Here is a 23,003-nt window from a genome sequence, read left to right on the forward strand (position 1 = left end):
CGCGCCGACCCTCATGTCGGCTCATACTGCCAATGCCTAGGCGGCGCGGAAGGCTCCCGGGGAGGACAAAACCTTTCCGCGCTGCGTGATCAGGCGAGTTCCTTCAGCATCGCGTCGAGCGTGGTGCCGAGTTCGCTGGGCGAGGGCGAGACGCGGATGCCCGCGTCTTCCATTGCTGCAATCTTGTCGTCCGCGCCGCCCTGGCCGCCCGAAACGATGGCGCCGGCATGGCCCATGCGGCGGCCCGGAGGCGCCGTGCGACCCGCGATGAAGCCGACCATGGGCTTCTTGCGGCCCTTGGCGGCCTGTTCCTTAATGAAGGCCGCGGCTTCTTCTTCCGCGCTGCCGCCGATTTCGCCGATCATGATGATCGACTTGGTGTCGTCGTCGTCCAGGAAGAGGTCGAGCACGTCGATGAAGTTGGTGCCGTTGACCGGGTCGCCGCCGATACCGACAGCCGTGGTCTGGCCGAGGCCGACCATGGTGGTCTGATGGACGGCTTCATAGGTCAGCGTGCCCGAGCGCGAAACCACGCCGACGCTGCCCTTCTTGAAGATCGAACCCGGCATGATGCCAATCTTGCATTCGCCGGGCGTCAGCACGCCGGGGCAGTTCGGGCCGATAAGGCGCGACTTGGAACCGGTGAGGGCGGCCTTCACCTTGACCATGTCGAGCACCGGAATGCCTTCGGTGATGGCAACGATGAGTTCCATCTCGGCGTCGATCGCCTCGAGGATGGCGTCAGCCGCGAATGGCGGCGGCACGTAGATGCACGATGCGGTCGCGCCGGTTTCGGCCTTGGCTTCCTTGACGGTGTTGAACTGCGGCAGGCCGATATGGTCGGTGCCGCCTTTGCCCGGCGTCACACCCGCAACCATCTGCGTCCCGTAATCGAGCGCCTGCTGCGTGTGGAAGGTACCGGTGTTGCCGGTCATACCCTGGGTGATGACCTTGGTGTCTTTGTTTACGAGGATGCTCATGTCGGGTCCTTTTCGTCATCCCAGCATCACCTGGGATCGCTTTCGGTTTGCCGCACCTAATGGTGCGCGACCCCGGACGAAACCGGGGTGACGGTGTTTACTTCAGGCTTTCGTCCAGCCCCTTGCAGGCCTCCAGCAGTTCCTCGACCGCGTCGGTCGAAACCTTGAGGTTGCTCTTCTCTTCGTCCGACAGTTCGATCTCGATCACTTCCTCTGTGCCGCCCGCGCCGATCACGGTGGGGACGCCGACATAGAGGCCGTCGAGGCCGTACTTGCCTTCAACATAGCTGGCGCAGGGCAGGATGCGCTTCTGGTCGCCCAGATAGGCTTCCGCCATGGCGATCGCGCTGGTGGCCGGGGCGTAATAGGCCGAGCCGTTGCCGAGCAGGCCGACGATCTCGCCTCCGCCCTTGCGGGTGCGGTCGACGATTTCGTCGATGCGGCCCTGATCGACGCCCTTGATCTTGGCGAAGTCGTTGACTGGGATGCCGTTGATGGTGGTGTAGCTGGTGACGGGCACCATGGTGTCGCCGTGGCCGCCGAGCACGAAGGCGTTCACGTCCTTCACCGAGACATCGAATTCCCAGGCGAGGAAGGTGGCGAAGCGCGCGCTGTCGAGTACGCCGGCCATGCCGACGACCTTGTTGTGCGGCAAGCCGGAGAATTCGCGCAGCGCCCAGACCATCGCGTCGAGCGGGTTGGTGATGCAGATCACGAACGCGTCGGGCGCGTTGTTCTTGATCCCTTCGCCGACCGCCTTCATCACCTTGAGGTTGATGCCGAGCAGGTCGTCGCGGCTCATGCCGGGCTTGCGCGGGACGCCGGCGGTGACGATGATCACGTCAGCGCCGGCGATGTCTGCATAATCGTTTGAGCCGGTGATCTTGGCGTCGAAACCTTCGACGGGGCCGCACTGGCTGAGATCGAGCGCCTTGCCCTGCGGCATGCCTTCCGCGATGTCGAAGAGGACGATGTCGCCCATTTCCTTCTTCGCGGCGAGATGGGCGAGCGTGCCGCCGATCATGCCGGAACCGATAAGCGCGATCTTCTTGCGTGCCATAGGGGGATGCGTCCTTTACGAGCCTCGCGGGACGGTGATGTCTGGACCGCTATGGCGCGACGCCTGTCCCGCGTGGGTGCGCGCGCCCGGTGTTCGGACTGCGACCTAGGCCTGCAAAAAAGGGATTGCAACCTCTAACGGACTGAGCTTGCAAACTATCTTTGCAAATGGTTTGCAGTAGCAATAGGCCCGTTGAGCTGCGGTAATACCTGTCAGACGCTCAAGCCGAATGGTCGTTCCGGATTCGGTGCGAACTGCGAAGCGTCGACCATACGCTGGGCGTTGTGGTCTGGAGCCCGTTACAGTTCCGATCAACCCAGGAGGCGGGTTTCCGGCACGCTGCGGGCAGCTTCGAATTGCGCCGCGGCGCGCGCATCCAGCTCGCGGCAGATACCGAGCCAGTAGCGGTGATCCTCGTCATGCGCTGCTGCTGCAGCCGCGGAGGCATTTCCCAAGGCGATTTTGGCGGCGCGCAGGCCATGGGCGGCGAAGTGGCGCAGAGCGTCCTGTGTGGTGTCTTTCATCCCAAGAAATATCCCGTCGTGATCGTTGGCTGCGAGCTTAAGCGGCGCACGTTTCAGGATTCTTGCAATCGGCGAATTCGCCGCGTTGCGCGCGGGCGCAAATCGAAAGGGCATCGACCGTGAAACTCCCCTGTCTTGCCGGTCCCCACCGGCATTCCCCATGCCAGCGTGTTTACCCATGATCGCCTAACCGCGGGTTCCTCAGCATGCTTTCGAGACCGTTTACGATTGGGAGGCGCGGGTCCTTTCGATGCCAGTTACTGTCAAGCTCGGCCCCAGAACTTGTCAGCGTGGAGGCGGGCACTTAAAGGCGCGCAGATCAAGGGGCGGGCTGAACGGTCCGGCCCTGCAGAATTCGCCTGCAGCCCAGTTTTGAGGGGCAGGGCGGGTTCAAATTTCATCGGAGCTTTCGTGTATAAATACCTGTTATTCGTTTCTGTTTCCGTGCTCTCCGTATCGGCCCAGGCTCAGAATTCCACCGAGGATGCACTGGCTGAAATCGTGGCCGCGCAAGATGAGGTGATCGAGGAGGATGCCCCGCTCATCACCGCGCCGGGCAATGAAGGCTATCTCCCGCTCACGCAGGCCATCACAGTTACGGCAAATGGGCTCGGCACAGATATCCGCAACACCGGTCAGGCAGTCAGCGTGATCGACAGCGCAGAAATCGACCGGGTGCAGGGCGCCGACCCGACGCGCGTTCTGCGCCGGGTTCCTGGGCTATCGCTGGCCCGCAATGGCGGGACCGGCGGGGTAACGGGCGTCAACATCCGCGGCGCGAATGCCGAGCAGGTTCTCGTGCTGGTCGACGGAGTGCGCGTCTCCGATCCCGCTTCGCCCGCCGGGGGCTTCGACTTTGGCAATCTCCTCACCGGCACGATCGACAAGTTCGACATCCTGCGCGGGTCCAACAGCACGATCTGGGGCTCCGATGCTGTGGGCGGCGTGATGGACTTTTCCACCCGCACGGAAACAGGGGCGCGCGGCAGCGTGGAATACGGCGCGCGCGACACGCTTTTCGCCAGCGCCTCGGCCGGAGTCGATGATGCCGGGGTCTATTATGGGCTCACCGGCTCATGGTTCTCTACCGATGGCTTTTCCGCGGCGGCCGACGGGACCGAGAACGACGGCTTTCGCCAGCTCGCGCTCGGCATGGTCACCTTCGTCGATCTGACCGACAGTCTCGAAGCCTTCGCCCACGCCAATTTCAGCGAGGGCGACCTCGAGATAGACGGCTTTTCATCCGCCCCGCCTTATGGGCTGGTGGACAGCGCCGACACGCAGAAGACCACGCGCCACTGGGGCGATGTCGGTCTTGCCTATTATGGCAACGACCTGACCCTGCGCGGCAGTTACAGCATGGCCGACACCGAACGGACGAACCGCGATGGCGCCGGGCTGGAAACCTTCTCCAGCGACGGCCACAGCCAGCGCCTCGCGCTGCGCGGCGAATATCGCCTGCTGGGCGGCCTAGTCGCGGCCTTTGGCGGCGAGCACGAGTGGAGCGACTATCGCACCAGTTCCGACGGAACGGCCGAGGTCGAGACGACCGGCGCGTATGCCCAGCTCGGCTGGGTGATGGGGCCGCTGGCGGCCCATGTCGGTGGCCGGATCGACGATCACGAGGATTTCGGCACCGAAGCGACCTTCGGCGGCGATCTCAGCTATCGGATGGGCAGCGACCTGCGTCTGCGCGCCAGCCTGGGCGAGGGGTACAAGGCCCCGACCCTTTTCCAGCTCTATTCCGATTACGGCAACCAAGAGCTTGAGCCGGAGCAGAGCACCAGCGTCGACCTAGGCATCGAGAAGGGACAGCGCGAGGCCGGCCTCTATCTGGCGCTCACGGGTTTTCGCCGGGATAGCGACAATTTGATCGGCTATGTCTCTTGCTTCGGTGCGGGTGCACCGGCGATCTGTAAGCCCGGCCAGTTCGGCGTCTATCAGAATGTCGGCCGGGCACGCGCGCAGGGTCTCGAAGCGGAGGCCGGTGTTGACGTGATCGAGGGTCTGCGCCTGTCGGGCGTCTACAGCTTCGTCGACAGCGAAGATCGCGAGACCGGCCTCGACCTTGCGCGGCGGCCCCGTCATTTCGGCACGCTGTTTGCCGATTACCGGACCGGCTTCGGCCTCGATCTGGGCGCGGACCTGCGGATCAGTGGTTCGCGCTATGACGATCCCGCCAACCTCACGCGCCTCGATGGCTATGAGATCCTCGACCTGCGCGCCTCCATGGCGTTTGGCGAAAGGCTCGAGCTATTCGGCCGCGTGGAAAACGTCTTTGACGCCGAATACCAGACGGTTGCCGGTTACGGCACTGCTGGGCGCGGCGCCTTCGTCGGCGTGCGAGCAAAGATGTAAAATGAGGCCGGGGGCTCTCGCGCTCCCGGCACTTGCCGCCTCGCGGGCCGTTTCCCTGTCATGGACAGAGAAGCCCTCGTCGCGGAATGGTTCGAGCTGACCCGGGTCCGGATGGCCGCCTGCGCGTCCGCTCGGGGCTGGCCGGTGCGGTTCGATCACTGTTTCCAGCGCATCCTGCTCGACAATGCGGTGGGAGCGAAATGGACCGAGCACATTGCTGCGCCGGCCTACAAAAAAGCACCCGACCGGGTGCTGAAGGACGCCATAAAACTGGGCGAGGATTGTCTTGCGGGGAGGGCGGATCTGGCCGCACTCAATCGCAACTCTCTGGAATGGCGGGGCAAGCTTTGAAGGCCTGCCCCGCTGAATTCCCTTACTCGGTTGCTGTGCCCGGCAGCGCGCCGTCGGATACTTCGCTATCCGCTGCCTCGTCGCCAGCGATCAGGCCGCGGGCTTCGAGCATCGGCGTCACGTCGGGTGCACGACCGGCGAAGTTCTCGAACATCTTGAAATAGTCCATCGTGCCACCGCGGCTGAGCACGGTTTCGCGATAGTGATCGCCATTGGCGCGGGTCAGCCCGCCGTTTTCCATGAACCACTTGCGGCTGTCGCGATCAAGCATTTCGGTCCACAGATAGCTGTAGTAACCGGCCGAATAGCCCGTCGGACCGCTGAAGATGTGGTTGAAATAGGTGCTGCGATAGCGCGGCGGGACGAGATCGATTTCGAGTCCGAGTTCCTTCAGCGAATTGCGCTCGAACGCGTCGACCTTGGCCGGCGTATCGAGAGCCGCAGCCTCTTCCTTCGAAAGCGCAGCCCATTTCATGTCCAGCAGGGCAGCCTCGACGACTTCGCCGAAATCATAACCCTGGTTGAACTTGGACGCGGCTTCGATCTTGTCGATCATCGCCTGCGGGATGGTTTCCCCGGTCTGATAGTGCTTGGCATAATTCGACAGCACTTCGGGGTACGTCGCCCAGACTTCGTTGACCTGGCTCGGATATTCCACGAAGTCGCGCGCCGTTGCGGTGCCCGACAGGCTTTCATAGCGCTGGTCGGCGAAGAAGCCGTGCAGTGCGTGGCCGAATTCGTGGAACATGGTGTTCACATTGTCGAAGCTCACCAGCTGCGGCTCGCCCGCCGGTGCCTTCGGGATGTTGAGCACATTGTAGATCACCGGCTTGGTGTCCCACAGGAAGCTCTGGTCCACGAAGTTGCTCATCCAGGCGCCGCCGCGCTTGGACGGACGCTGGAACGGGTCGAAGTAGAACAGGCCCAGTTCGCTGCCGTCGCGATCGAACACGGTGTAGGTCCACACATCGGGATGGTAGACCGGCAGATCCGTGCGGCGTTCGAAGCGCAGGCCGTAAAGCTTGCCCGCAGCGTAGAACACGCCGTCTTCCAGCACCTTGTCGAGCTGGAAATACTCGGTCATCGCGTCTTCATCGAGATCGAACTGTTCGGCCTTGATGCGGTTGGCATAGCGATACCAATCCCACGGCTTCACCTCGTAATTGCCGCCATCGGCCTTGATCGCCGCATTCAGCATCGCGGCTTCGCGGCGCTGCGTGGCGGCGAGGGCGGGGACCATCTGTTCCATGAAGTCGAGCGCGGTCTTGGGCGTTTCGGCCATCCGGTCCCACATCGCATAGGTCGCCCAGTCGGGCTGGCCGAACAGGGCGGCCTTCTCGGCGCGCAACTCGGCGATTTCGGCGATCAGCTGGCGCGTGTCGAAATCGGTCGTGCCGTCGGCGCGGTGGAAACTCGCCATGAACAGTTTCTCACGCGCGGCACGGTTTTCCATGCTCGGCAGCGAGGGCTGCTGCGTGGTGTTCTGCAGGGCGATGGCGTATTTGCCCGGGAAACCCTTTTCCGCGGCGAAATCGGCGGCAGCCTTGATGTCGCTGTCGGACAGGCCGGCAAGATCGCTGCGATTGTCGAAGATGACCGGCTGATCGGCCATGGCGGCCTTCGCCTGCTGGCCGAATTCGGTGGTCAGCGTGGTCAGTTCGGTATTGATCGCCTTCACGCGCTCGCGCTGGGCTTCGGTGAGGAGCGCACCCGCGTGGACCATGCCTTCGTAGGTGTTTTCGAGCAGCGTCGCGTCTTCGGGCGTCATGCTCGTCGCGGCGCGGTTGTCGTACACCGCCTTCACGCGCTGGAACAGCACGGGGTCAAGCGTGATGCTGTCGCCGTGGGCGGTCAGCTTGGGGCTGATCTCGGTGTTGATTTCATCGAGCCGGTCGGTAGTGTTCGAACCCGTGAGGGCGAAGAACACGCGGCTGACCCGGCCGAGCATGCGGCCCGATTTTTCCAGCGCAACGATGGTGTTGGAAAAGGTCGGCGGTGCCGGATTGGCCTTGATCGCTTCGATCTCGGCCTTGTGAATGCGCATCGCCTGTTCGAACGCCGGGATGTAATCCTCTTGCGAGATCGCATCGAAATTCGGTGCCTGGAACGGCAGATCGCTGTCGGAAGCGAAGTATCCGGTGCCATTGGGAATCGAAATGCCCGCGTCTACGGCGGCGTCGGCGATGGGGTCCATTTCTCCTCCGGGAGCGGTGGTGCAGGCTGAAAGAAGGGCGGCTGCGGCTGTCGTGGCCAGAATGTGGGCCTTCATGATCTCTCCGTATTTCTACTTAAATCAACGAGTGAATGCGCGGATGCGCTAATTGGTTGCCATTGTGATCAGTCTGCTTGAACGTGGACTGAAGCGCAAGGGCAAGGCCGCGGCGCTCAACCGCTCATGGCGCTCTGCGAACGACGATTACTCGATCGGTTCGCCCTGGCCGCGTTCGGCCTGGTCGCGTGCCGCCACGGCCGCTTCGTCGAGCGCCTGACGGTTCACGGTCATTACGCGGGGTTGCCCGCTTTCATCGACGACCAGCCACAACGATCCGAGTTCGAAGAACGCGCCCTGGTCCTTTTCCACTGTCATCTTCGACAGGTCGAGCCGTTGCAGCAGATCGAGCATTCGGGCGTCGAAGACGTCGTCGAACAGCGTATCGATCTGATCCTTGGTCAACTCATGACGTTCGCCATCGGGCGCGATGTAGAGCAGGGGAATCCCGATCTGGTCGAGGATGCGGGCCTTGTTTCCGCTGCGCGCGGCATCGCGCAGGGCGGCGATGGCGGCTTCGAACTGGCTGGGTGTGGCGCCGGTGGCGCAGGATATCGCGCCGCCTTTCACCGTGTCGTTTGCGCGGTCGAATTCGATATCGCTATCCTCCTCCTGTTCCGACCATACCATCAGCAGGCAGCTTTCGGCAGGGCCGCCGTCGACACTGGCTTCCACGGTCTTGAGCAGGTTCTGGCGCCCGGGGCTCTGCGCGGACCTGTCGTTCGGTACGGGAGAGCAGGCGCCCGTCAACGCGGCGATCACAAGGGGCAGGGTAAGGCGATAAGGTAAGATCATTTCATCCGTGCGGAATAAGTGCAAAGCGGTTCGTAAAGCGATCCCTGCTCGCGGAGATGGCTCTCATACAATATATACTCGTCCACATGCCACGGGCCAAGGCGCACCGTCGCATAATTGGCCAGAAAAGGCCCGAGAGAACCGCTGGCCTGATTGAGGCGTGCGAGCGTGACATGCGGCACGAATTTGCGCCGTTCGGGTTCCAGACCGCTCTTCACACACAAGCGATCAAGTTTGCGGTGGAGCGCTGACAGGCGCTCATTCGGAGCGATGCGCGCATACAGTTGGCGAGGCATGCCTTTTTTCTCGAAAAAAGAACAGCCTGCAATGGCAAGCTCAAGCGGTTCGAAGGCAATGTGGCGGGCGCTGTCGGCAAGATCCTCGGCCATGCTCTCATCGACCTCGCCGATATAGCGTAACGTCAGATGCAGCTGATCGTCATCCTGCCACCGCGCACCATCGACCTGTTCCATCAAATCTAGCAGGTTCTCGCGAAGGGAGGAGGGCGGCCGAAGCGCGAAGAACAGACGGCAACTCATCCCGGCCTCCTATCAGGAGATCGTCGAGCCGATTTCCCGCGGATCTTCGTAAGACGCATCCATGAAAATCTTGGCGCGTCTCTCTGAACGGAACTCCAATCCGCGCGCAACGCGTCCGGCGGCATGGGTGTAATCCAGTTCTGCGGCGATCGCTTCGTAATCGGCATTCTGGATCGCGGCGTTGAGGCGGGGGCTTTCGCGTTCCGAGACGTTTCCAAGGCCGACGTTGTAGACAAGATCAAGCAATGCATCGAACTCATGCTGATGCAGGGGAAGATCCCCGACGAGAATGCGCACGCCGCGTTCAGCTGTCACAAGGTCGCTTTCGAGAAATTCGATTACCTGTTCGTCGCTGATCCGGTCGCCGACCCGCAAATTGTCTGCGGGGCGAATGAGGTGGCCAACGCCGACTGTGGGATAACCGGCAACGTCGCGATACACGGTGTATCGGACGCCTTCTTCTTCGATCAGCGCCTGCTTGAAATCTTCGCTGGCCTTGAGCAGGGTCGCGGGCTTGCGAACTTCATCCTGCGGCGTAATCGCCATCGAAAATTCCGTCGCCGGAGCGCGTGACTTCTGGACCGGGCCGGTAAACGCCCCGAGGCTCATCGCGCCGACGCCCATCATGAGCGATGCGCGCTTGCGCGTCGAAAGCTTGGGCTTGACGCTATAGACCTTCGAAGCGGCACGGCGTGCCCGCTTGAGTTCGTCGCGATGACGGCGGTGCCGGCGGATCCGGCCAATCAGGCCGAGCGCGTTCTTCTGCTCGCCGGCGTGCGGCGTGGATGTCCACTTTTCGTTCTTTAACGGCCGATCGAGTTCTTCCATCAATTTCTTCAACCGCTCGCTCTGCAAGGAATTCTTGGCAGCGGGGCGAAGAGATGAGATGTCGACCGGCGCGGTGCTCTCTCGCTTGTTCTGTTCTGACATTCTGCGGTGCGCCTCGTGTAACGGTATTAGTCTGCCGAAGAGGCGCGATTTCACCTCCCGGGAGGCTCATTCAACCGAGCGAAATAAAATTGCATCGGGATGGCCTTATGTGTCTTTACAACGGTCCGCAGACCCGATTGGGTCCTCACTTCACCGTATCTGGGCCACAGATCGGGGGTCGATTGTTCGAAATTGCGGGGCGAGGCGAGTCCGGGAAACTTCCTGCCGCTCTCTGGTTGGAATTGGCGAAGCGCATTCCATATTACCCCTTCATCTCAGCTCGCGCTTCGGGCCCCAGGCCTTCCATCGCGGCGACGGCAACGTCTCTTGACAGTTTCGAACAGAACGGGAACACGCCTCCTATATGGCACTCACCAAAATCTCCGTCCGCGGTGCGCGGGAACACAATCTCAAGGGCGTCGATATCGACCTGCCGCGCGATGCGCTGATCGTGATCACCGGCCTTTCGGGGTCGGGTAAATCCAGCCTCGCGTTCGACACCATCTATGCCGAAGGGCAGCGGCGGTACGTAGAGAGCCTTTCGGCCTATGCGCGCCAGTTCCTCGAGATGATGCAGAAGCCCGATGTCGAGCATATCGACGGGCTGTCTCCCGCGATCAGCATCGAGCAGAAGACCACCAGTCGCAACCCGCGCTCGACCGTGGCGACGGTGACCGAAATTTACGACTACATGCGCTTGCTATGGGCGCGGGTGGGGGTTCCCTATTCGCCCGCCACCGGTCTGCCGATCGAGGCGCAGACCGTCTCCAACATGGTCGATCGGGTGATGGAACTGCCCGAAGGCACGCGGCTTTATCTGCTCGCGCCCGCCGTGCGCGGGCGCAAGGGTGAATACCGCAAGGAACTCGCCGAATGGCAGAAGGCCGGCTTCACCCGCGTCCGCATCGATGGCGAGATGTACGGCATCGAGGAAGCGCCTGCGCTCGACAAGAAGTTCAAGCACGACATCGAAGTCGTCGTCGATCGCCTGGCGGTCAAGGAAGGCATCGAGACGCGGCTGGCGGACAGCTTCGAACAGGCGCTGAAGCTGGCCGACGGCCTCGCCTATGTAGATCTGGCCGATGGCGTAGTGCCGGGGCGCGAGGACGAAGGGGCCGCGGGCGGCGCGATGAAGGGGGCGGGCCTGCCTGCCAACCGCATCGTCTTCTCCGAGAAGTTCTCCTGCCCGGTCTCGGGCTTCACCATCGAGGAAGTCGAACCGCGCCTGTTCTCCTTCAACGCGCCGCAGGGGGCCTGCCCGACCTGTGACGGGATCGGCGAAAAGCAGCTGTTCGACCCGCAGCTGGTCGTGCCGAACGAAGCGCTCAGCCTGAAGAAGGGCGCGGTGGTGCCCTGGGCGAAGAGCAATCCGCCGAGCCCTTATTACATGCAGGTGCTGGCCAGCCTCGCCAAGGAATACGAGTTCGATCTCACCACCCCGTGGGAGGAGTTCGACAAGGAAATCCGCGACATCATCCTCTATGGAACCAAGGGCCGCGCCATCCCGCTCACCTTCAAGGACGGGCGCAAGCAGTACACGGTGAAGAAGCCGTTCGAAGGCGTGATCGGCAATCTCAACCGCCGCCTGCTGCAGACCGAGAGCGCCTGGATGCGCGAGGAGCTGGCCAAGTTCCAGACCGCGCAGCCATGCGAGACCTGTAACGGCAAGCGCCTCAATGAAAAGGCGCTCAGCGTGAAGGTCGGCGGGCCCGACAACGCGACCGATATCGCCACCCCCACCAAGATGAGCGTGGCCGATGCCAAGGAGTGGTTCCTCGCGCTGCCCGGCCTGCTGAACGACACGCAGGGCCAGATCGCCAAGGCCATCCTCAAGGAAATCAACGAGCGGCTGGGCTTCCTCGACAATGTCGGGCTCGACTATCTCAACCTCGACCGCACCAGCGGCACGCTATCGGGCGGCGAAAGCCAGCGCATCCGGCTCGCATCGCAGATCGGCTCCGGCCTCTCGGGCGTGCTCTACGTGCTCGACGAGCCCAGCATCGGCCTGCACCAGCGCGATAACGACCGGCTGCTGGAAACGCTCAAGCGCCTGCGCGATCTCGGCAACACCGTGATCGTGGTAGAGCATGACGAGGACGCCATCCGCGCTGCCGATTACGTGGTTGATCTCGGCCCCGGCGCGGGCGTCCACGGCGGCGAAGTGGTGGCCGAGGGCACGCTGAAGCAGGTGCTCAAGAACAAGAAGTCGCTCACCGCCGCCTATCTCACCGGCCGGCGCGAGATCGCCGTCCCGGCCCAGCGACGCAAGGGCAATGGCAAGAAGCTGACCGTTCACGGCGCGCGGGCGAACAATCTCAACAATGTCACCGCCTCCATCCCGCTCGGCACCTTCACCTGCATCACCGGCGTCTCGGGCTCGGGCAAGTCGTCCTTCACCATCGACACGCTCTATGCCTCCGCCGCGCGGGCGCTCAACGGGGCGCGCGTGGTGGCGGGCGCGCATGACAAGGTCACCGGGCTCGATCACTGCGACAAGGTGATCGAGATCGACCAGTCGCCCATCGGCCGCACTCCGCGCTCCAACCCCGCCACCTACACCGGCGCCTTCACCAATATCCGCGACTGGTTCGCCGGCCTCCCCGAAGCGCAGGCGCGCGGTTACAAGCCCGGCCGCTTCAGCTTCAACGTGAAGGGCGGCCGCTGCGAGGCGTGCCAGGGCGACGGCCTGATCAAGATCGAGATGCACTTCCTGCCCGACGTCTACGTCACCTGCGAGGAATGCGGCGGCAAGCGCTACAACCGCGAAACGCTGGAGGTGAAGTTCAAGGGCCACTCCATCGCCGACGTGCTCGACATGACGGTGGAAGATGCCGAAAGCTTCTTCGAGAACGTCCCCCCCATCCGCGACAAGATGCACATGCTGAACGAGGTGGGGCTGGGCTACGTCAACGTCGGCCAGCAGGCGACCACGCTGTCAGGCGGCGAGGCGCAGCGCGTGAAGCTGGCCAAGGAACTGTCCAAGCGCAGCACCGGCCAGACGCTCTACATCCTCGACGAGCCCACCACGGGCCTGCATTTCGAGGATGTCCGCAAGCTCCTCGAAGTGCTCCACCGGCTGGTGGACCAGGGCAATTCGGTGGTGGTGATCGAGCACAACCTCGACGTCATCAAGACCGCCGACCACATCCTCGACCTGGGTCCGGGCGGCGGCGTGCGCGGCGGCGAGATCGTGGCCGAGGGTACGCCGGAGAAGGTGGCCGGGGTGGAGGGGTCCTTCACCGGGCATTACCTGAAGCCGATGCTGGAGCGACAGAAAGAAGCCGCCGAGTAGCAACGGAGGCATGCCCTTGTGGTGCAGAAGGCGCGGCTGAACCAAGAACGGGGAATGGATGGATTCCTCGTGAGGCATCGTTTTCAGCCGATGCAGGCCAAGACACGGAGCGGCAGCGGAGTAAGGTTTGGAGTTTCACCTTCTAAAGTCGATGATCAGAATTTTTTGCTCGTGTAGCCATCAGCAAAAAACTCACTTCGTTGTTTCGCACCGCTCTATTTCTCGATAGTTAGATTTTCCCTTCGTGTCGCATTATCCGAAGGAGGAAGTATCATGAGTGAAGACTTTGATAGCTACCCTGCGTTCGAAATTATTCCGAACAAAACGCGCGGGGTTCAAGAAGGAAGCGACGACCTTTCTCAGGACTTTAGCTTTGGGCCATGTTGGTCTGTTTCTGCGTTCGGCGTATGTATCGAAAAATGGCAGAATGATAAGCTGACGCTCGGTTTCTACCTATCTGGAATAAAGATTGGGCAGAAAACGATCGATGCTAAAAACCCCTGCGTGAAATTGCGGGAAGGCGGTGATCTGGCCAAAGTAAAGGCCGACATTTGCGCGGATTTTGCGAACAGGCGAGTCACCGCTAAAGGCGAGGTTTGCGTCACATTCGTTTGCGCAAGGTTCAACCAAACAATTTTCAACTGGTGAGACCCATAGTCGAAGCGTCTCTCTCGAAGCAGAGGCGCTTCGATTTCGATTGTCATTTTAACAAACTTGCGCGGAGACGCTTCCCGTGTCGCCACTGAGTTACTATCCCATCGCCTTTAATTGATCAGGCCGAAATAGTGAGGACCGCCAAGATGAGGCGGATAGCTAATCATTCAGATTTTCGGTAGGAGGTTCGATCTCCGTAACTTCTTCGGAGCGGCCTACCGGGGATGTAACTGTGCCTCTTCTCTGCTCTGCTTTGTCGACGCGCGTCAGAAATCCGCTAAAGGGTAAATAGGTTGTGATGCGATTTGGCAAGGATATCTCTAAGTCTGGGGAAACATACCCGCGCAAGTGATCCTTAAGCATTTCCATTTTTAAACGCACTCTCAGACCGTAACGCTCGACCTCAGAGAGTTCCAACCCAGTTTCTGCGGCATTCGCAACGTCCTTGGCGACAATACTCACTTTAGATAGGCTAAGTCTTTGTCGATTAATGCTGATTAATTCTGATACGAAGAATTTCGCAATTTGATAGCATGCGGTTATTATTGCGAGAGAAACAATCACGTAGGGTGCTCGCGAAGCTACGAGAGCCAAAATGTTTATCGATTGATCACCGCTAATTTTTGTAGTCAAATCAACTGCGCCACTGATGAGCAAGAAAAACATACTGCAGATGACGGCAATTGGGGAAAGAGCTAGCCAAAACAAGGTTCGAGTATTTTTGCTACCTTGTTTAACAAAGTCCTCCAATTCGCTCGGGAATATATCAAGATTGGCTCGAAGATCGGAAAGCTTCTCTTCCATCACCGATATTTGACCGTCTAACGTTTCCTTACGATCACCCTTCTCACTTAATTCTGTACGTAAGTTTTGAAGTGTGATTTCAGAAGTAGCTACGGACTGCTTTAGTATCTCAAGTCTTGCTGTGATTTCAGATTTCTCAGAGTCCAATCTTCGCAGATTTGATCTTTGTCGATCAGTTTGCCCTTTTAGCGTTGTCAATTCTTTCTTGGCTTCAGCGACCCGAGCGTCGCTTTTCCCAGCTGCATCAATTTTGTCTTGATAGATCTTCTCGCTACGCTCGATGTCCGCGATGGCCGCTTTTTTGAGATTATCTATTGAGCGGGCAAATTGGATGAACTTTGATGCTTCAACCTTTTGGAACCCAAAGACTTCTACTGAATCGATGGTTTTGCCCAAACTCCAGTATGCTTTCGGCGGACGAAACCTAATGGAATTACAGAAGTCATTTACGTCTAAGATTACTTTGCCGGATTTTGGCGACGTCGATTTCTTGACGGTCTTTCCATCTTCGAGTGTTACTTCAATTTGGAAACTATTATATTCCGGGTAGTTAGTCTCGTGAATAACCACCCGTGAGATGAAAAATGGCTTCTTAAAACTGAAAGAAAACCAGCGATGTTGACCATCGATTGCCTTGCCCTTGCCGGAATTGGCCAAAAGCCGGGTAGTTTTGTTTGACGGCTTCTCGACTAGCCGAAACGGCAGTTGGCCGATTTTAGGTGAGTCAGTTTCAGCAACTTTTTGCTTATTCGTCTCGCTAATCTCGGTCATCGTGAGGCTCCGTGCGTTTACGGAGTATGGTTGATTAAGCTACATACTGAGGCAAGGGGGCTGCCAAGATAATTGGGGATTTCCAGACTTTCGAGTTTCTTGAAGGAGATTCTCATTCAATGAAATGAATGTAAATTTCGGGTTTATTCGATATTTGCGTGTCTCAATATATCTGGACGGTGCGACAGGTTTATTGAGGATTGTCGAGGCGGTATCGATTTGAATGACCACTACTAGAGGGGCGCGCGGCGCGGCGGGCTAACCTCCGTTTCCCGCCCCCTAAACCTCCACCTTCCCTCTCCCCATCGACCAGTTCTCCTGCATCCGCACCTTGGGATTGGGCGCGCACCAGATTTCGCCATTGGCGTCGAGCGCGGTGACCCAGATCAGATTGTGTTCCGGGCCGTAGTCGATCACGGCGAGCGCGAGGCCCTTGCCCCGGTCGATGACGGTCACGGGCAGCGGCGGATTGAGTTGGGTGAACATGGGGCTGGGCGATCCTCGGGCGGCGGGCGATGTCTTCGCGCGCACGCACAGTAAACGCGCCCTGCGTGCTTCCGTATCCCGGGCTAAATATTTATCAATTAGGGCTGTCCTACACGAAATCGCCTGTATATCTGGTTCGGTTCACTCCAAATCCATGAGGTGAACCATGATGTTTTTCTGTATTCGTGAAGACCTTTTGCCGCCCGGCGCGCTGCGCTGTCGGCGGCGCCCTCTTATGTGCGCGCTGCGTGCAGGAGGTGCCGCATGAACGCCATCGTGACGATCGAACAGCCGGCCCCCACCGCCGGTCCGCACGGGGCGGGGCACACCAGTTTTTCGCCTCGCAAGCAGGCCGATTTCATCCAGAGCCTGCAGATGTTCGGCAATGTGCGGCTCGCCTGCCGGGCGGCGCGGGTGTCCTCGCAGACGGCCTATCGCCAGCGGCGTGCCTCACCTGCGCTGGCCGATCTGTGGGATGCGGCGCTGCTGGCGGCGCGCACCCATGCCGAGGCGACGCTGGCCGAGCGCGCGCTGAACGGGGTGGAGGAGCCGGTGTTCTACCACGGCGAGGAGGTGGCGCGCCGCCGCCGCTTTTCCGACCGGCTGCTGCTCGCCCATCTCGCGCGGCTCGACCGGCTCGAAAACCGCGCCGAGGTGGTCGAGACGCTGGCGGTGATGGACACCATGCTCGAAAACCTGCGCCGGGGCGAGGCGCTGGACGAAGGCGCGCGTGCCGGTGGGGACGCGGGCGAGGGAAATAATCGCCAGGACCGTGCTCCAGGTGCTCCATCCTGTAGGAATGGCTCTGGGGGAATCCAACAGGGTCAGGAAAAGGCGCGCAGCGGGCCCGATCCGCTCGACAAGCCCTGCGACTGTGTGGGGGCGCGCCATGATGGCGGGGGCGGCCCGGCGCATTGGTGCATGGGGCCGCAGGGGCCGGAGCCGGTGGCGAACCGGGGCGGGGGCAAGGGGCCGTGCTGCGACAAGCCGCGCTGGCCCGATTGCCGCGGCTGCGCGCATTATCCGCCCGAAATCAGGCTGCATGACGAGATGGAGGATGCGCGGCCCAGCCACGCGCCGCTGCCGGGCCAGCTGGGCGATATGATGGCGGTGGACGAATGCCAGACCGCCGCCTTCCTGGCGGGCGATGAGGACTGGTGGCGCATGGGCGCGGGCTTCACCCTGTTCGAGAGCACCACTTACGGCGTGTGGATGCCGGTCCGCGACGGAAATGACGACGAGGACTGGGCCGGGGACGAGGACGCGGGCGAGGACTATGAGAGCGGGGAGGGGGACTGCGCGCAGAGCGCTCCCTCACCGGGCGAGGGGGCGCTGGAGGAAAGCGCGCCGGTCGCTGACGGGGCCTGTGCGGAGGTGGGAGATGCGGGCGAGGCCGGAGAGCCTGCTGGCGAGGAGAGCCCGCGCCCCTGGCCCGCGATCACCGTGCTGGGGCCCTGTTAGGCGCGGCGGGTAGACGCGCGGCGCCGGGCGGTCTCAGTAGGCGCGCTCTCAGTCGACCAGCGCGAGTTCCACCGTGCCATGGCCGCGGGCGATCAGGCCCAGATCCTGCGCGGCGGCGCGGCTGAGGTCGATCGTGCGCGAATGGTTGAAGGGCCCGCGGTCGTTGATGCGGACCGTCACGCTCTTGCCGGTGGACGGGTTGGTGACCAGCACCTTGCTGCCGAAGGGCAGGGTGCGGTGCGCGGCGGTGTAGCCGTTCATGTCGAACCGTTCGCCGCTGGCGGTGCGGCGGCCGTGGAAGCGCTTGCCGTAATAGGAGGCGACGCCCTGGCCGAGCGAGGTGGCGGCGGGCGCGGCTTCGACCGGCGGCTCGAACGTGTCGAGGTCGACCGCCTGCGGACCCGGCTCGGGCTGGTCCGGCAGGTCGCGATAGGGCGCGAAGTGCCCCCCGAAGGTGGGCTGGACTACGGCCGTCTGCTCGCTCGTCTGCGAGTGACCGGCCGTGCTGGGCAGCGCCATGGCTGCAACAAAGAGTACGCTGCGAAGCGTTCGATTGGTCATGTCTGGGACCTCCCGTGCGGTTCGGGAGGATATAGAGGGCTGCCGGGCGGGAGTCGTTAACCCCACGGGAAGCTGCCCCGTTTCCGCCACGATTCATCGTGATCGGACCCGCGGGAGGGGGTCGCTACAGCATATTGGGGGTGTGATGCCCTGGGCATACAAGGGAGCGAATCCCGCAATTCGGCACCTGCCTGATCGGCGCTGGAGAAAGGGTCCTCCAACGACAAATGGGGCCGGCATCGCTGCCGACCCCACTCTCACCGATGCGTGGCCGAGTTCCTTCAACACGAGTGTTCAAGGGACACAGACTTGGCATCCGATGTTTCCCCGTCCGGCCATTTGAAAATGGTCTTCAGGTTCCTTCACCGGCGCTCGCACCGGCATCCGGATCGACCCTCCGCTCGGCCCGGTGTCGGCCGCGTCGCGATCCGAGGATCGTTCGCTAGCCTTGCCCAGCCGCGCTTCAACGGGCGGTTCCGCAGCCTGGCCTTCCGTTGATGGCCGGCGCCTCGAGCGATCACATCGCATGTCCGGTCCGAAGACCTTCGTGCGACGCCATCTTCGGCATCCGGCCGGGTTGGCCCGACCCGCAACGAGAAACCTTCGCACTTCCGTCATCGACCCGCCTTGCGTCCGGCCAGAAGCCTTGGCACGAGGGTCTCGAAAAGCGCGCGGACAGAACCCGCTGCGTCTTCCCGGTTTCGGAAAGTCCTTGCCTTTCAGATCGTTAGATCATCTTGGCGAGAAGCTTTCCTGGCCGTTCCGATGAGTTGAAGCTGCGCTCGAAGCGGCCAATTGGCAAGCGGGCCGGACGCGGGTTATCCACTTTCGGCCGATTTCGCTGTGGATCAGGGTGGATAAGTCCACCGCTCACCGCAATTTTATGCGTGAAAGGGCGCGGTGCGTAAAATCACCGCGCCCTGCTAGCACCTTTAACGCAATATTGTTACCGGTCTCGCTTGGCGAGCAGGCGCAGGCGTAGGGCGTTGAGCTTGATGAAACCTTCCGCATCCTTCTGGTCATAGGCGCCCGCATCGTCCTCGAAGGTCACATGCGCTTCGGAATAGAGCGAGTTGTCCGACTTGCGACCCACAACCATGGCATTGCCCTTGTACAGCTTGAGCCGCACCACGCCGTTCACCTTCTCCTGGCTCAGATCGACCGCCGCCTGCAGCATTTCGCGCTCGGGGCTGAACCACAGGCCGTTGTACACCAGCTCGGCATAGCGCGGCATCAGCTCGTCCTTGAGATGCGCCGCCCCGCGATCGAGGGTGATCTGTTCGATGCCGCGGTGCGCACGGGCATAGATCTCGCCGCCCGGGGTCTCGTACATGCCGCGGCTCTTCATGCCAACGAAGCGGTTCTCGACCAGGTCGAGGCGGCCGATGCCGTGGGTGCGGCCCAGATCGTTGAGCGCGGCGAGCAGGCTGGCCGGGCTCATCGCCTCGCCGTTGAGCGATACGCCGTCGCCCTTTTCGAAGCCTATCTCGATATATTCGGGCGTGTCGGGCGCGTCTTCGGGATGGTCGGTGCGCGAATAGACGTAATCGGGCGTTTCCTGCCACGGATCTTCCAGCACCTTACCTTCGGAGGAGGTGTGCAGCAGGTTCGCATCGGTCGAGAACGGGCTTTCCCCGCGCTTGTCCTTGGGCACGGCGATCTGATGCGCCTCGGCCCAGGCGATGAGCGCGGTGCGGCTCGTCAGGTCCCATTCGCGCCACGGGGCGATCACCTTGATGTCCGGATCGAGCGCATAGGCCGACAGTTCGAACCGCACCTGATCGTTGCCCTTGCCGGTGGCACCGTGCGCGATGGCATCGGCGCCGGTCTCATGCGCGATCTCGACGAGGCGCTTGGAGATCAGCGGGCGCGCAATGCTGGTGCCCAGCAGATAATCCCCTTCGTAGCGGGCGTTGGCGCGCATCATCGGTAAGACGAAATCGCGCACGAATTCCTCGCGCAGATCCTCGATGAAGATGTGCTGGTCGGGAATGCCCATCGCGCGGGCCTTTTCACGTGCCGGCTCGATTTCCTCGCCCTGGCCGAGATCGGCGGTGAAGGTCACGACCTCCAGCCCGCGCTCCACTTCGAGCCACTTGGCGATGACGGAAGTATCGAGGCCGCCGGAATAGGCAAGGACGACGCGCTTGATATCGGACATGGGCATACCTTCTGTAAATTCGCCGCGCCGCTAGCAGGGCGCGGCCATGCGGGCAATAAAGACGCGCTTGGGCGTGAACAAATCCCGCCGCATGGGATGAACGATAAGAAGGAGCCACAAGCGCGCTATCCGCTCCCGGCCGTGTAGGAAAACGATAAGTCGCGTCCAGTAACACTTGGCTTCGCTACTGGATTGTTAAGTATTCGATCCTAGATCTTCTGTCAGTCGATTGGAGAGAAGGGGCATTACTACCATGTGGAACAAGGCGAAGGCGCTGGCCGAGCAAGCGCCGCCGGAGCGCAACCGTTATGTCGATTTCCTGCGCGCCCTGTCGATCCTGGCGGTAGTGGTGGGCCACTGGCTGGTCGCCGCGCCCTATATCGGCGCCAACGGCGAGGTGGTTGGGGGCCACCTGCTCGGCATCCTGCCTTGGACGCAGTGGCTGACCTGGGGTTTCCAGGTCATGCCGATCTTCTTCCTCGTCGGCGGCTATTCCAACGGGGTGAGCTGGGCCTCGTCCCGCGCGAAGAACGGCCATTATTCGGACTGGTTCGCCAGCCGTATCCAGCGCCTGATCAATCCTGTCTTCCCGGTGCTGCTGGCGTGGGCGGCTTTCGCCTTTCTCGCGACGCAGGCGGGGATGGAGCGCGCGACAGTGCGCATGGCGGTGGAGCTGGCGCTGGTGCCGGTGTGGTTCCTCGCGGTCTATCTGCTGGTCACCGCGCTCGCCCCGCTGACGTGGACGCTGTGGGAACGGCTCGGCTTCGGCAGCATCGCGCTGCTGGTAGTGGCCGCGATCCTGATCGACTGGCTGACGCTGGCGCTCGACGTGCCTTATGTGAACTTCCTCAATTTCCTGTTCGTATGGGTGGGCATCCACCAGCTGGGCTATGCCTGGCAGCAGGGCAGGCTGGCGCAGGGCAGGGCGCTCGCGCTGTTCCTCGGCGGACTGGCCGCGCTGATCGGCCTTACCGTCTACGGCCCCTATCCCATCGCCATGATCGGCGTGCCGGGGGCGGAGATCACCAATTCCATGCCGCCCACGCTGGCGTTGCTCGCGCTGGGCGTGACGCAGGCCGGGCTGGTGCTGGCGCTGGAGCCGTGGGGCCGCAAGCTGCTGGACAATCTGACGCTGTGGACCGCGACCGTGCTGATGAACGGCATGATCATGACCGTCTATCTCTGGCACCTGACGGCCTATGTGCTGGTGATGGTCGCCGCGTGGATTGCCGGAGGGATCGGCCTGCGCATGGCTCCCGGCAGCACGGAATGGTGGTGGAGCCGCCCGGTCTGGTTCGCGCTTTACATCGCCGTGCTGCTGCCGCTGATCGCCGTCTTCGCGCGCTACGAACGGGGCATGGGAGCTGCCAAGCGGGACAAACCCGTTCCGCACCTGCGCCTCGTGCTCGGCATGATCGCGATCTGCATCGGTCTCGCCATGACCGCCGCCATCAGCATCGCCAGCCCCGAGGGCGTAACCGGCGTGCGCCTATGGGTCGTGGCGCTGCCGTTCGTGGGGGCGGCATTGGTGGGGTTCGGGCCGGTTTATCGCTGGGTGCGTGCGTGACGGCGTTTGCCTTTCCAAACCAATGACGACAGAGAGCGGGAAAGCGTTTCCGAGATACTCTACCTCTCCAACAACCGCTCTTCCTCCTCAGCCATATACCCTCGCGTGATCGGCAGCGCGTGGCGGTTGCGGGCGAACTGGATCTGGTAATTGCACATCCCGCCGAACTCGAAGACCGTCGCCGCGCCGGCGAGGTAGAACAGCCACATACGATAGAAACGCTCGTCGTAAAGCGCGACAATCCTTTCCCGATTGGCGATGCAATTGGCATACCAGCAGCGCAGGGTCTTGCCGTAATGGAGGCGAAGCGTTTCCACATCGGTGGCGATCAGCCTCGATTTCTCGCTTGCAGCGACCGTTTCCGACAGCGCCGGAATGTAGCCGCCGGGGAAGATGTATTTACGCGTGAAGGCATCGGTCGACCCGGGCGAACCCATTCTGCCGATCGTGTGCACCAGCATGGTCCCGTCATCGTTGAGCAGGTTCGCGCAGCAGCGGAAGAACTCCTCGAACTGGGGCTGGCCGACATGTTCGAACATGCCCACGCTCACGATGCGATCGAACTTGCGCCCGGCCGCGGCAAAAGCCCGGTAATCGACCAGTTCGATGCTGACCTTGTCTCCGACCACGGCCTTTTCCACCCGCTGGCGTGCAAGCCGGTGCTGTTCTTCCGACAGGGTGATGCCGGTGACTTTCACATCGTAATTCTGCGCCAGATAGATCGCCATGCCGCCCCAGCCGCAGCCGATATCGAGCACGGTGTCTCCGGGACGCAGCATCAGCTTGGCGGCAATATGGGCCAGCTTGGCCCGCTGCGCCTCGGCCAGGGTTAAATCATCCGTGGGCCAGTAGGCGCAGCTGTACTGCCAGTACTCGTCATCCAGCATCAGGGCGTAGAAATCATTCCCGATGTCGTAATGATGCGCGACATTGTCTTTCGACCGGACGGCATTGTTGACCTTTTCCGCCGCGCCCGCAACGCGCCCCAGCAGACGCCTGCTGAGCCGGGGCTTGCCCAGATCGCCTCCCTTGTCCCACGCATTATTGGCGCGCAGCAGGGTAACGAGGCCCATGATGTCGCCCTCTTCGATGACCAGCCGGCCGTCCATATAGGCCTCGGCCGCACCGAGCCGCGGATCGAGCACGATATCGCGCGGCACGCGGTCATCCGTGAGCCTCAGCACGATCTCGGGAAAGCCCGTGGCAGGCTCGCCAAACGTGTTGGCGCTGCCATCGGCATAGACGACGCCCAGCCGGCCGCGGCTCACGCTGCGCTGGAGGAATTTGCGGAAGAGTGTCTTGCTCATGGGTAACCTGCTGGAAGAGTGATCTTTCAGCCTAGCTAATCACCGTAATGCACTTTTGCGATACCGGAATTGGGGGCGCGGTGGTGTGGGAGCGGAAGACCCTTACTCCTGCGTGTGACGGAAAGTCTCGCGA

Annotated in this window: 18 protein-coding genes; 6 read left to right on the plus strand and 12 right to left on the minus strand. The window is 61.7% G+C overall.

Annotated elements, in window-relative coordinates:
• Positions 1-89 precede the first annotated feature (89 nt).
• From sucD to ACI2I1_RS09720, 3 genes are all read right to left on the minus strand, one after another.
• Entirely contained in the window at positions 90-980 is an 891-nt protein-coding gene (gene sucD / locus ACI2I1_RS09710) for a succinate--CoA ligase subunit alpha (RefSeq protein WP_404678925.1), read from the minus strand.
• A gap of 97 nt (positions 981-1,077) precedes the next feature.
• Complete coding sequence (mdh, locus tag ACI2I1_RS09715) at positions 1,078-2,040, minus strand: malate dehydrogenase (protein WP_404678926.1); 963 nt, start codon at positions 2,038-2,040, stop codon at positions 1,078-1,080.
• 311 nt (positions 2,041-2,351) lie between these two features.
• Positions 2,352-2,564: a hypothetical protein gene (locus ACI2I1_RS09720; RefSeq protein ID WP_404678927.1), complete on the minus strand. Its 213-nt coding sequence runs from the start codon at positions 2,562-2,564 to the stop codon at positions 2,352-2,354.
• 444 nt (positions 2,565-3,008) lie between these two features.
• On the opposite strand from ACI2I1_RS09720, the gene ACI2I1_RS09725 reads away from it, so the two are divergent.
• Both ACI2I1_RS09725 and ACI2I1_RS09730 read left to right on the plus strand, forming a co-directional pair.
• Complete coding sequence (locus ACI2I1_RS09725; protein ID WP_404678928.1) at positions 3,009-4,922, plus strand: TonB-dependent receptor plug domain-containing protein; 1,914 nt, start codon at positions 3,009-3,011, stop codon at positions 4,920-4,922.
• A 60-nt stretch (positions 4,923-4,982) separates the two neighbouring features.
• Entirely contained in the window at positions 4,983-5,273 is a 291-nt protein-coding gene (locus ACI2I1_RS09730; protein WP_404678929.1) for a GCN5-related N-acetyltransferase, read from the plus strand.
• A 22-nt stretch (positions 5,274-5,295) separates the two neighbouring features.
• Here ACI2I1_RS09730 and ACI2I1_RS09735 read toward each other — a convergent pair whose 3' ends face one another.
• The 4 genes from ACI2I1_RS09735 to ACI2I1_RS09750 all read right to left on the minus strand — a co-directional run bounded on the left by ACI2I1_RS09735 (position 5,296) and on the right by ACI2I1_RS09750 (position 9,806).
• Complete coding sequence (locus ACI2I1_RS09735; RefSeq protein WP_404678930.1) at positions 5,296-7,542, minus strand: M3 family metallopeptidase; 2,247 nt, start codon at positions 7,540-7,542, stop codon at positions 5,296-5,298.
• A gap of 147 nt (positions 7,543-7,689) precedes the next feature.
• A complete protein-coding gene (locus ACI2I1_RS09740) occupies positions 7,690-8,337 on the minus strand; it encodes a hypothetical protein (protein WP_224811438.1) in 648 nt (215 codons plus the stop codon).
• Positions 8,334-8,876, minus strand: a complete 543-nt coding sequence (gene thpR / locus ACI2I1_RS09745; RefSeq protein ID WP_404678931.1) for an RNA 2',3'-cyclic phosphodiesterase — start codon at positions 8,874-8,876, stop codon at positions 8,334-8,336. Before thpR ends, ACI2I1_RS09740 begins: the two co-directional genes overlap by 4 nt.
• 12 nt (positions 8,877-8,888) lie before the next feature.
• Positions 8,889-9,806, minus strand: coding sequence for a lysozyme (locus ACI2I1_RS09750; RefSeq protein WP_404678932.1), 918 nt, complete (start codon positions 9,804-9,806; stop codon positions 8,889-8,891).
• A gap of 364 nt (positions 9,807-10,170) precedes the next feature.
• On the opposite strand from ACI2I1_RS09750, the gene uvrA reads away from it, so the two are divergent.
• Both uvrA and ACI2I1_RS09760 read left to right on the plus strand, forming a co-directional pair.
• The gene (gene uvrA / locus ACI2I1_RS09755) at positions 10,171-13,098 is read left to right on the plus strand and encodes an excinuclease ABC subunit UvrA (RefSeq protein ID WP_404678933.1); all 2,928 of its coding nucleotides are present in this window, start codon (positions 10,171-10,173) and stop codon (positions 13,096-13,098) included.
• 273 nt (positions 13,099-13,371) lie between these two features.
• Positions 13,372-13,746, plus strand: a complete 375-nt coding sequence (locus ACI2I1_RS09760) for a hypothetical protein (RefSeq protein WP_404678934.1) — start codon at positions 13,372-13,374, stop codon at positions 13,744-13,746.
• 165 nt (positions 13,747-13,911) lie between these two features.
• Here the strand turns inward: ACI2I1_RS09760 and ACI2I1_RS09765 are convergent, their stop codons facing one another.
• Positions 13,912-15,327 (minus strand): hypothetical protein, encoded by a 1,416-nt coding sequence (locus ACI2I1_RS09765; RefSeq protein WP_404678935.1) that lies wholly within the window; start codon positions 15,325-15,327, stop codon positions 13,912-13,914.
• Positions 15,328-15,606: 279 nt separating this feature from the next.
• A complete protein-coding gene (locus tag ACI2I1_RS09770) occupies positions 15,607-15,813 on the minus strand; it encodes a hypothetical protein (protein ID WP_404678936.1) in 207 nt (68 codons plus the stop codon).
• Positions 15,814-16,077: 264 nt separating this feature from the next.
• Here ACI2I1_RS09770 and ACI2I1_RS09775 point away from each other — a divergent pair, with 264 nt between their 5' ends.
• A complete protein-coding gene (locus tag ACI2I1_RS09775; protein WP_404678937.1) occupies positions 16,078-17,274 on the plus strand; it encodes a hypothetical protein in 1,197 nt (398 codons plus the stop codon).
• 48 nt (positions 17,275-17,322) lie between these two features.
• On the opposite strand, the gene ACI2I1_RS09780 is transcribed toward ACI2I1_RS09775, so the two are convergent.
• Positions 17,323-17,835, minus strand: a complete 513-nt coding sequence (locus tag ACI2I1_RS09780; protein WP_224811448.1) for a septal ring lytic transglycosylase RlpA family protein — start codon at positions 17,833-17,835, stop codon at positions 17,323-17,325.
• A gap of 946 nt (positions 17,836-18,781) precedes the next feature.
• Positions 18,782-19,996: an argininosuccinate synthase gene (locus tag ACI2I1_RS09785; RefSeq protein WP_404678938.1), complete on the minus strand. Its 1,215-nt coding sequence runs from the start codon at positions 19,994-19,996 to the stop codon at positions 18,782-18,784.
• A gap of 253 nt (positions 19,997-20,249) precedes the next feature.
• Between ACI2I1_RS09785 and ACI2I1_RS09790 the strand changes: the two genes are divergently transcribed.
• Complete coding sequence (locus ACI2I1_RS09790; protein WP_404678939.1) at positions 20,250-21,563, plus strand: acyltransferase; 1,314 nt, start codon at positions 20,250-20,252, stop codon at positions 21,561-21,563.
• 59 nt (positions 21,564-21,622) lie between these two features.
• Here ACI2I1_RS09790 and ACI2I1_RS09795 read toward each other — a convergent pair whose 3' ends face one another.
• The gene (locus ACI2I1_RS09795; protein ID WP_404678940.1) at positions 21,623-22,870 is read right to left on the minus strand and encodes a class I SAM-dependent methyltransferase; all 1,248 of its coding nucleotides are present in this window, start codon (positions 22,868-22,870) and stop codon (positions 21,623-21,625) included.
• Positions 22,871-23,003: the final 133 nt, after the last annotated feature.

Origin of the sequence: Qipengyuania sp. NPDC077563, assembly GCF_044901345.1 — a bacterium.
GTDB classification, from domain to species: domain Bacteria; phylum Pseudomonadota; class Alphaproteobacteria; order Sphingomonadales; family Sphingomonadaceae; genus Qipengyuania; species Qipengyuania aestuarii.

Coding starts and splice junctions, on each gene's coding strand:
- sucD (WP_404678925.1), bottom strand. CDS start 980: ATGAGCATCCTCGTAAACAAAGACACCAAGGTCATCACCCAGGGTATG.
- mdh (WP_404678926.1), bottom strand. CDS start 2,040: ATGGCACGCAAGAAGATCGCGCTTATCGGTTCCGGCATGATCGGCGGC.
- ACI2I1_RS09720 (WP_404678927.1), bottom strand. CDS start 2,564: ATGAAAGACACCACACAGGACGCTCTGCGCCACTTCGCCGCCCATGGC.
- ACI2I1_RS09730 (WP_404678929.1), top strand. CDS start 4,983: ATGGACAGAGAAGCCCTCGTCGCGGAATGGTTCGAGCTGACCCGGGTC.
- ACI2I1_RS09735 (WP_404678930.1), bottom strand. CDS start 7,542: ATGAAGGCCCACATTCTGGCCACGACAGCCGCAGCCGCCCTTCTTTCA.
- ACI2I1_RS09740 (WP_224811438.1), bottom strand. CDS start 8,337: ATGATCTTACCTTATCGCCTTACCCTGCCCCTTGTGATCGCCGCGTTG.
- thpR (WP_404678931.1), bottom strand. CDS start 8,876: ATGAGTTGCCGTCTGTTCTTCGCGCTTCGGCCGCCCTCCTCCCTTCGC.
- ACI2I1_RS09750 (WP_404678932.1), bottom strand. CDS start 9,806: ATGTCAGAACAGAACAAGCGAGAGAGCACCGCGCCGGTCGACATCTCA.
- uvrA (WP_404678933.1), top strand. CDS start 10,171: ATGGCACTCACCAAAATCTCCGTCCGCGGTGCGCGGGAACACAATCTC.
- ACI2I1_RS09760 (WP_404678934.1), top strand. CDS start 13,372: ATGAGTGAAGACTTTGATAGCTACCCTGCGTTCGAAATTATTCCGAAC.
- ACI2I1_RS09765 (WP_404678935.1), bottom strand. CDS start 15,327: ATGACCGAGATTAGCGAGACGAATAAGCAAAAAGTTGCTGAAACTGAC.
- ACI2I1_RS09770 (WP_404678936.1), bottom strand. CDS start 15,813: ATGTTCACCCAACTCAATCCGCCGCTGCCCGTGACCGTCATCGACCGG.
- ACI2I1_RS09775 (WP_404678937.1), top strand. CDS start 16,078: ATGAACGCCATCGTGACGATCGAACAGCCGGCCCCCACCGCCGGTCCG.
- ACI2I1_RS09780 (WP_224811448.1), bottom strand. CDS start 17,835: ATGACCAATCGAACGCTTCGCAGCGTACTCTTTGTTGCAGCCATGGCG.
- ACI2I1_RS09785 (WP_404678938.1), bottom strand. CDS start 19,996: ATGTCCGATATCAAGCGCGTCGTCCTTGCCTATTCCGGCGGCCTCGAT.
- ACI2I1_RS09790 (WP_404678939.1), top strand. CDS start 20,250: ATGTGGAACAAGGCGAAGGCGCTGGCCGAGCAAGCGCCGCCGGAGCGC.
- ACI2I1_RS09795 (WP_404678940.1), bottom strand. CDS start 22,870: ATGAGCAAGACACTCTTCCGCAAATTCCTCCAGCGCAGCGTGAGCCGC.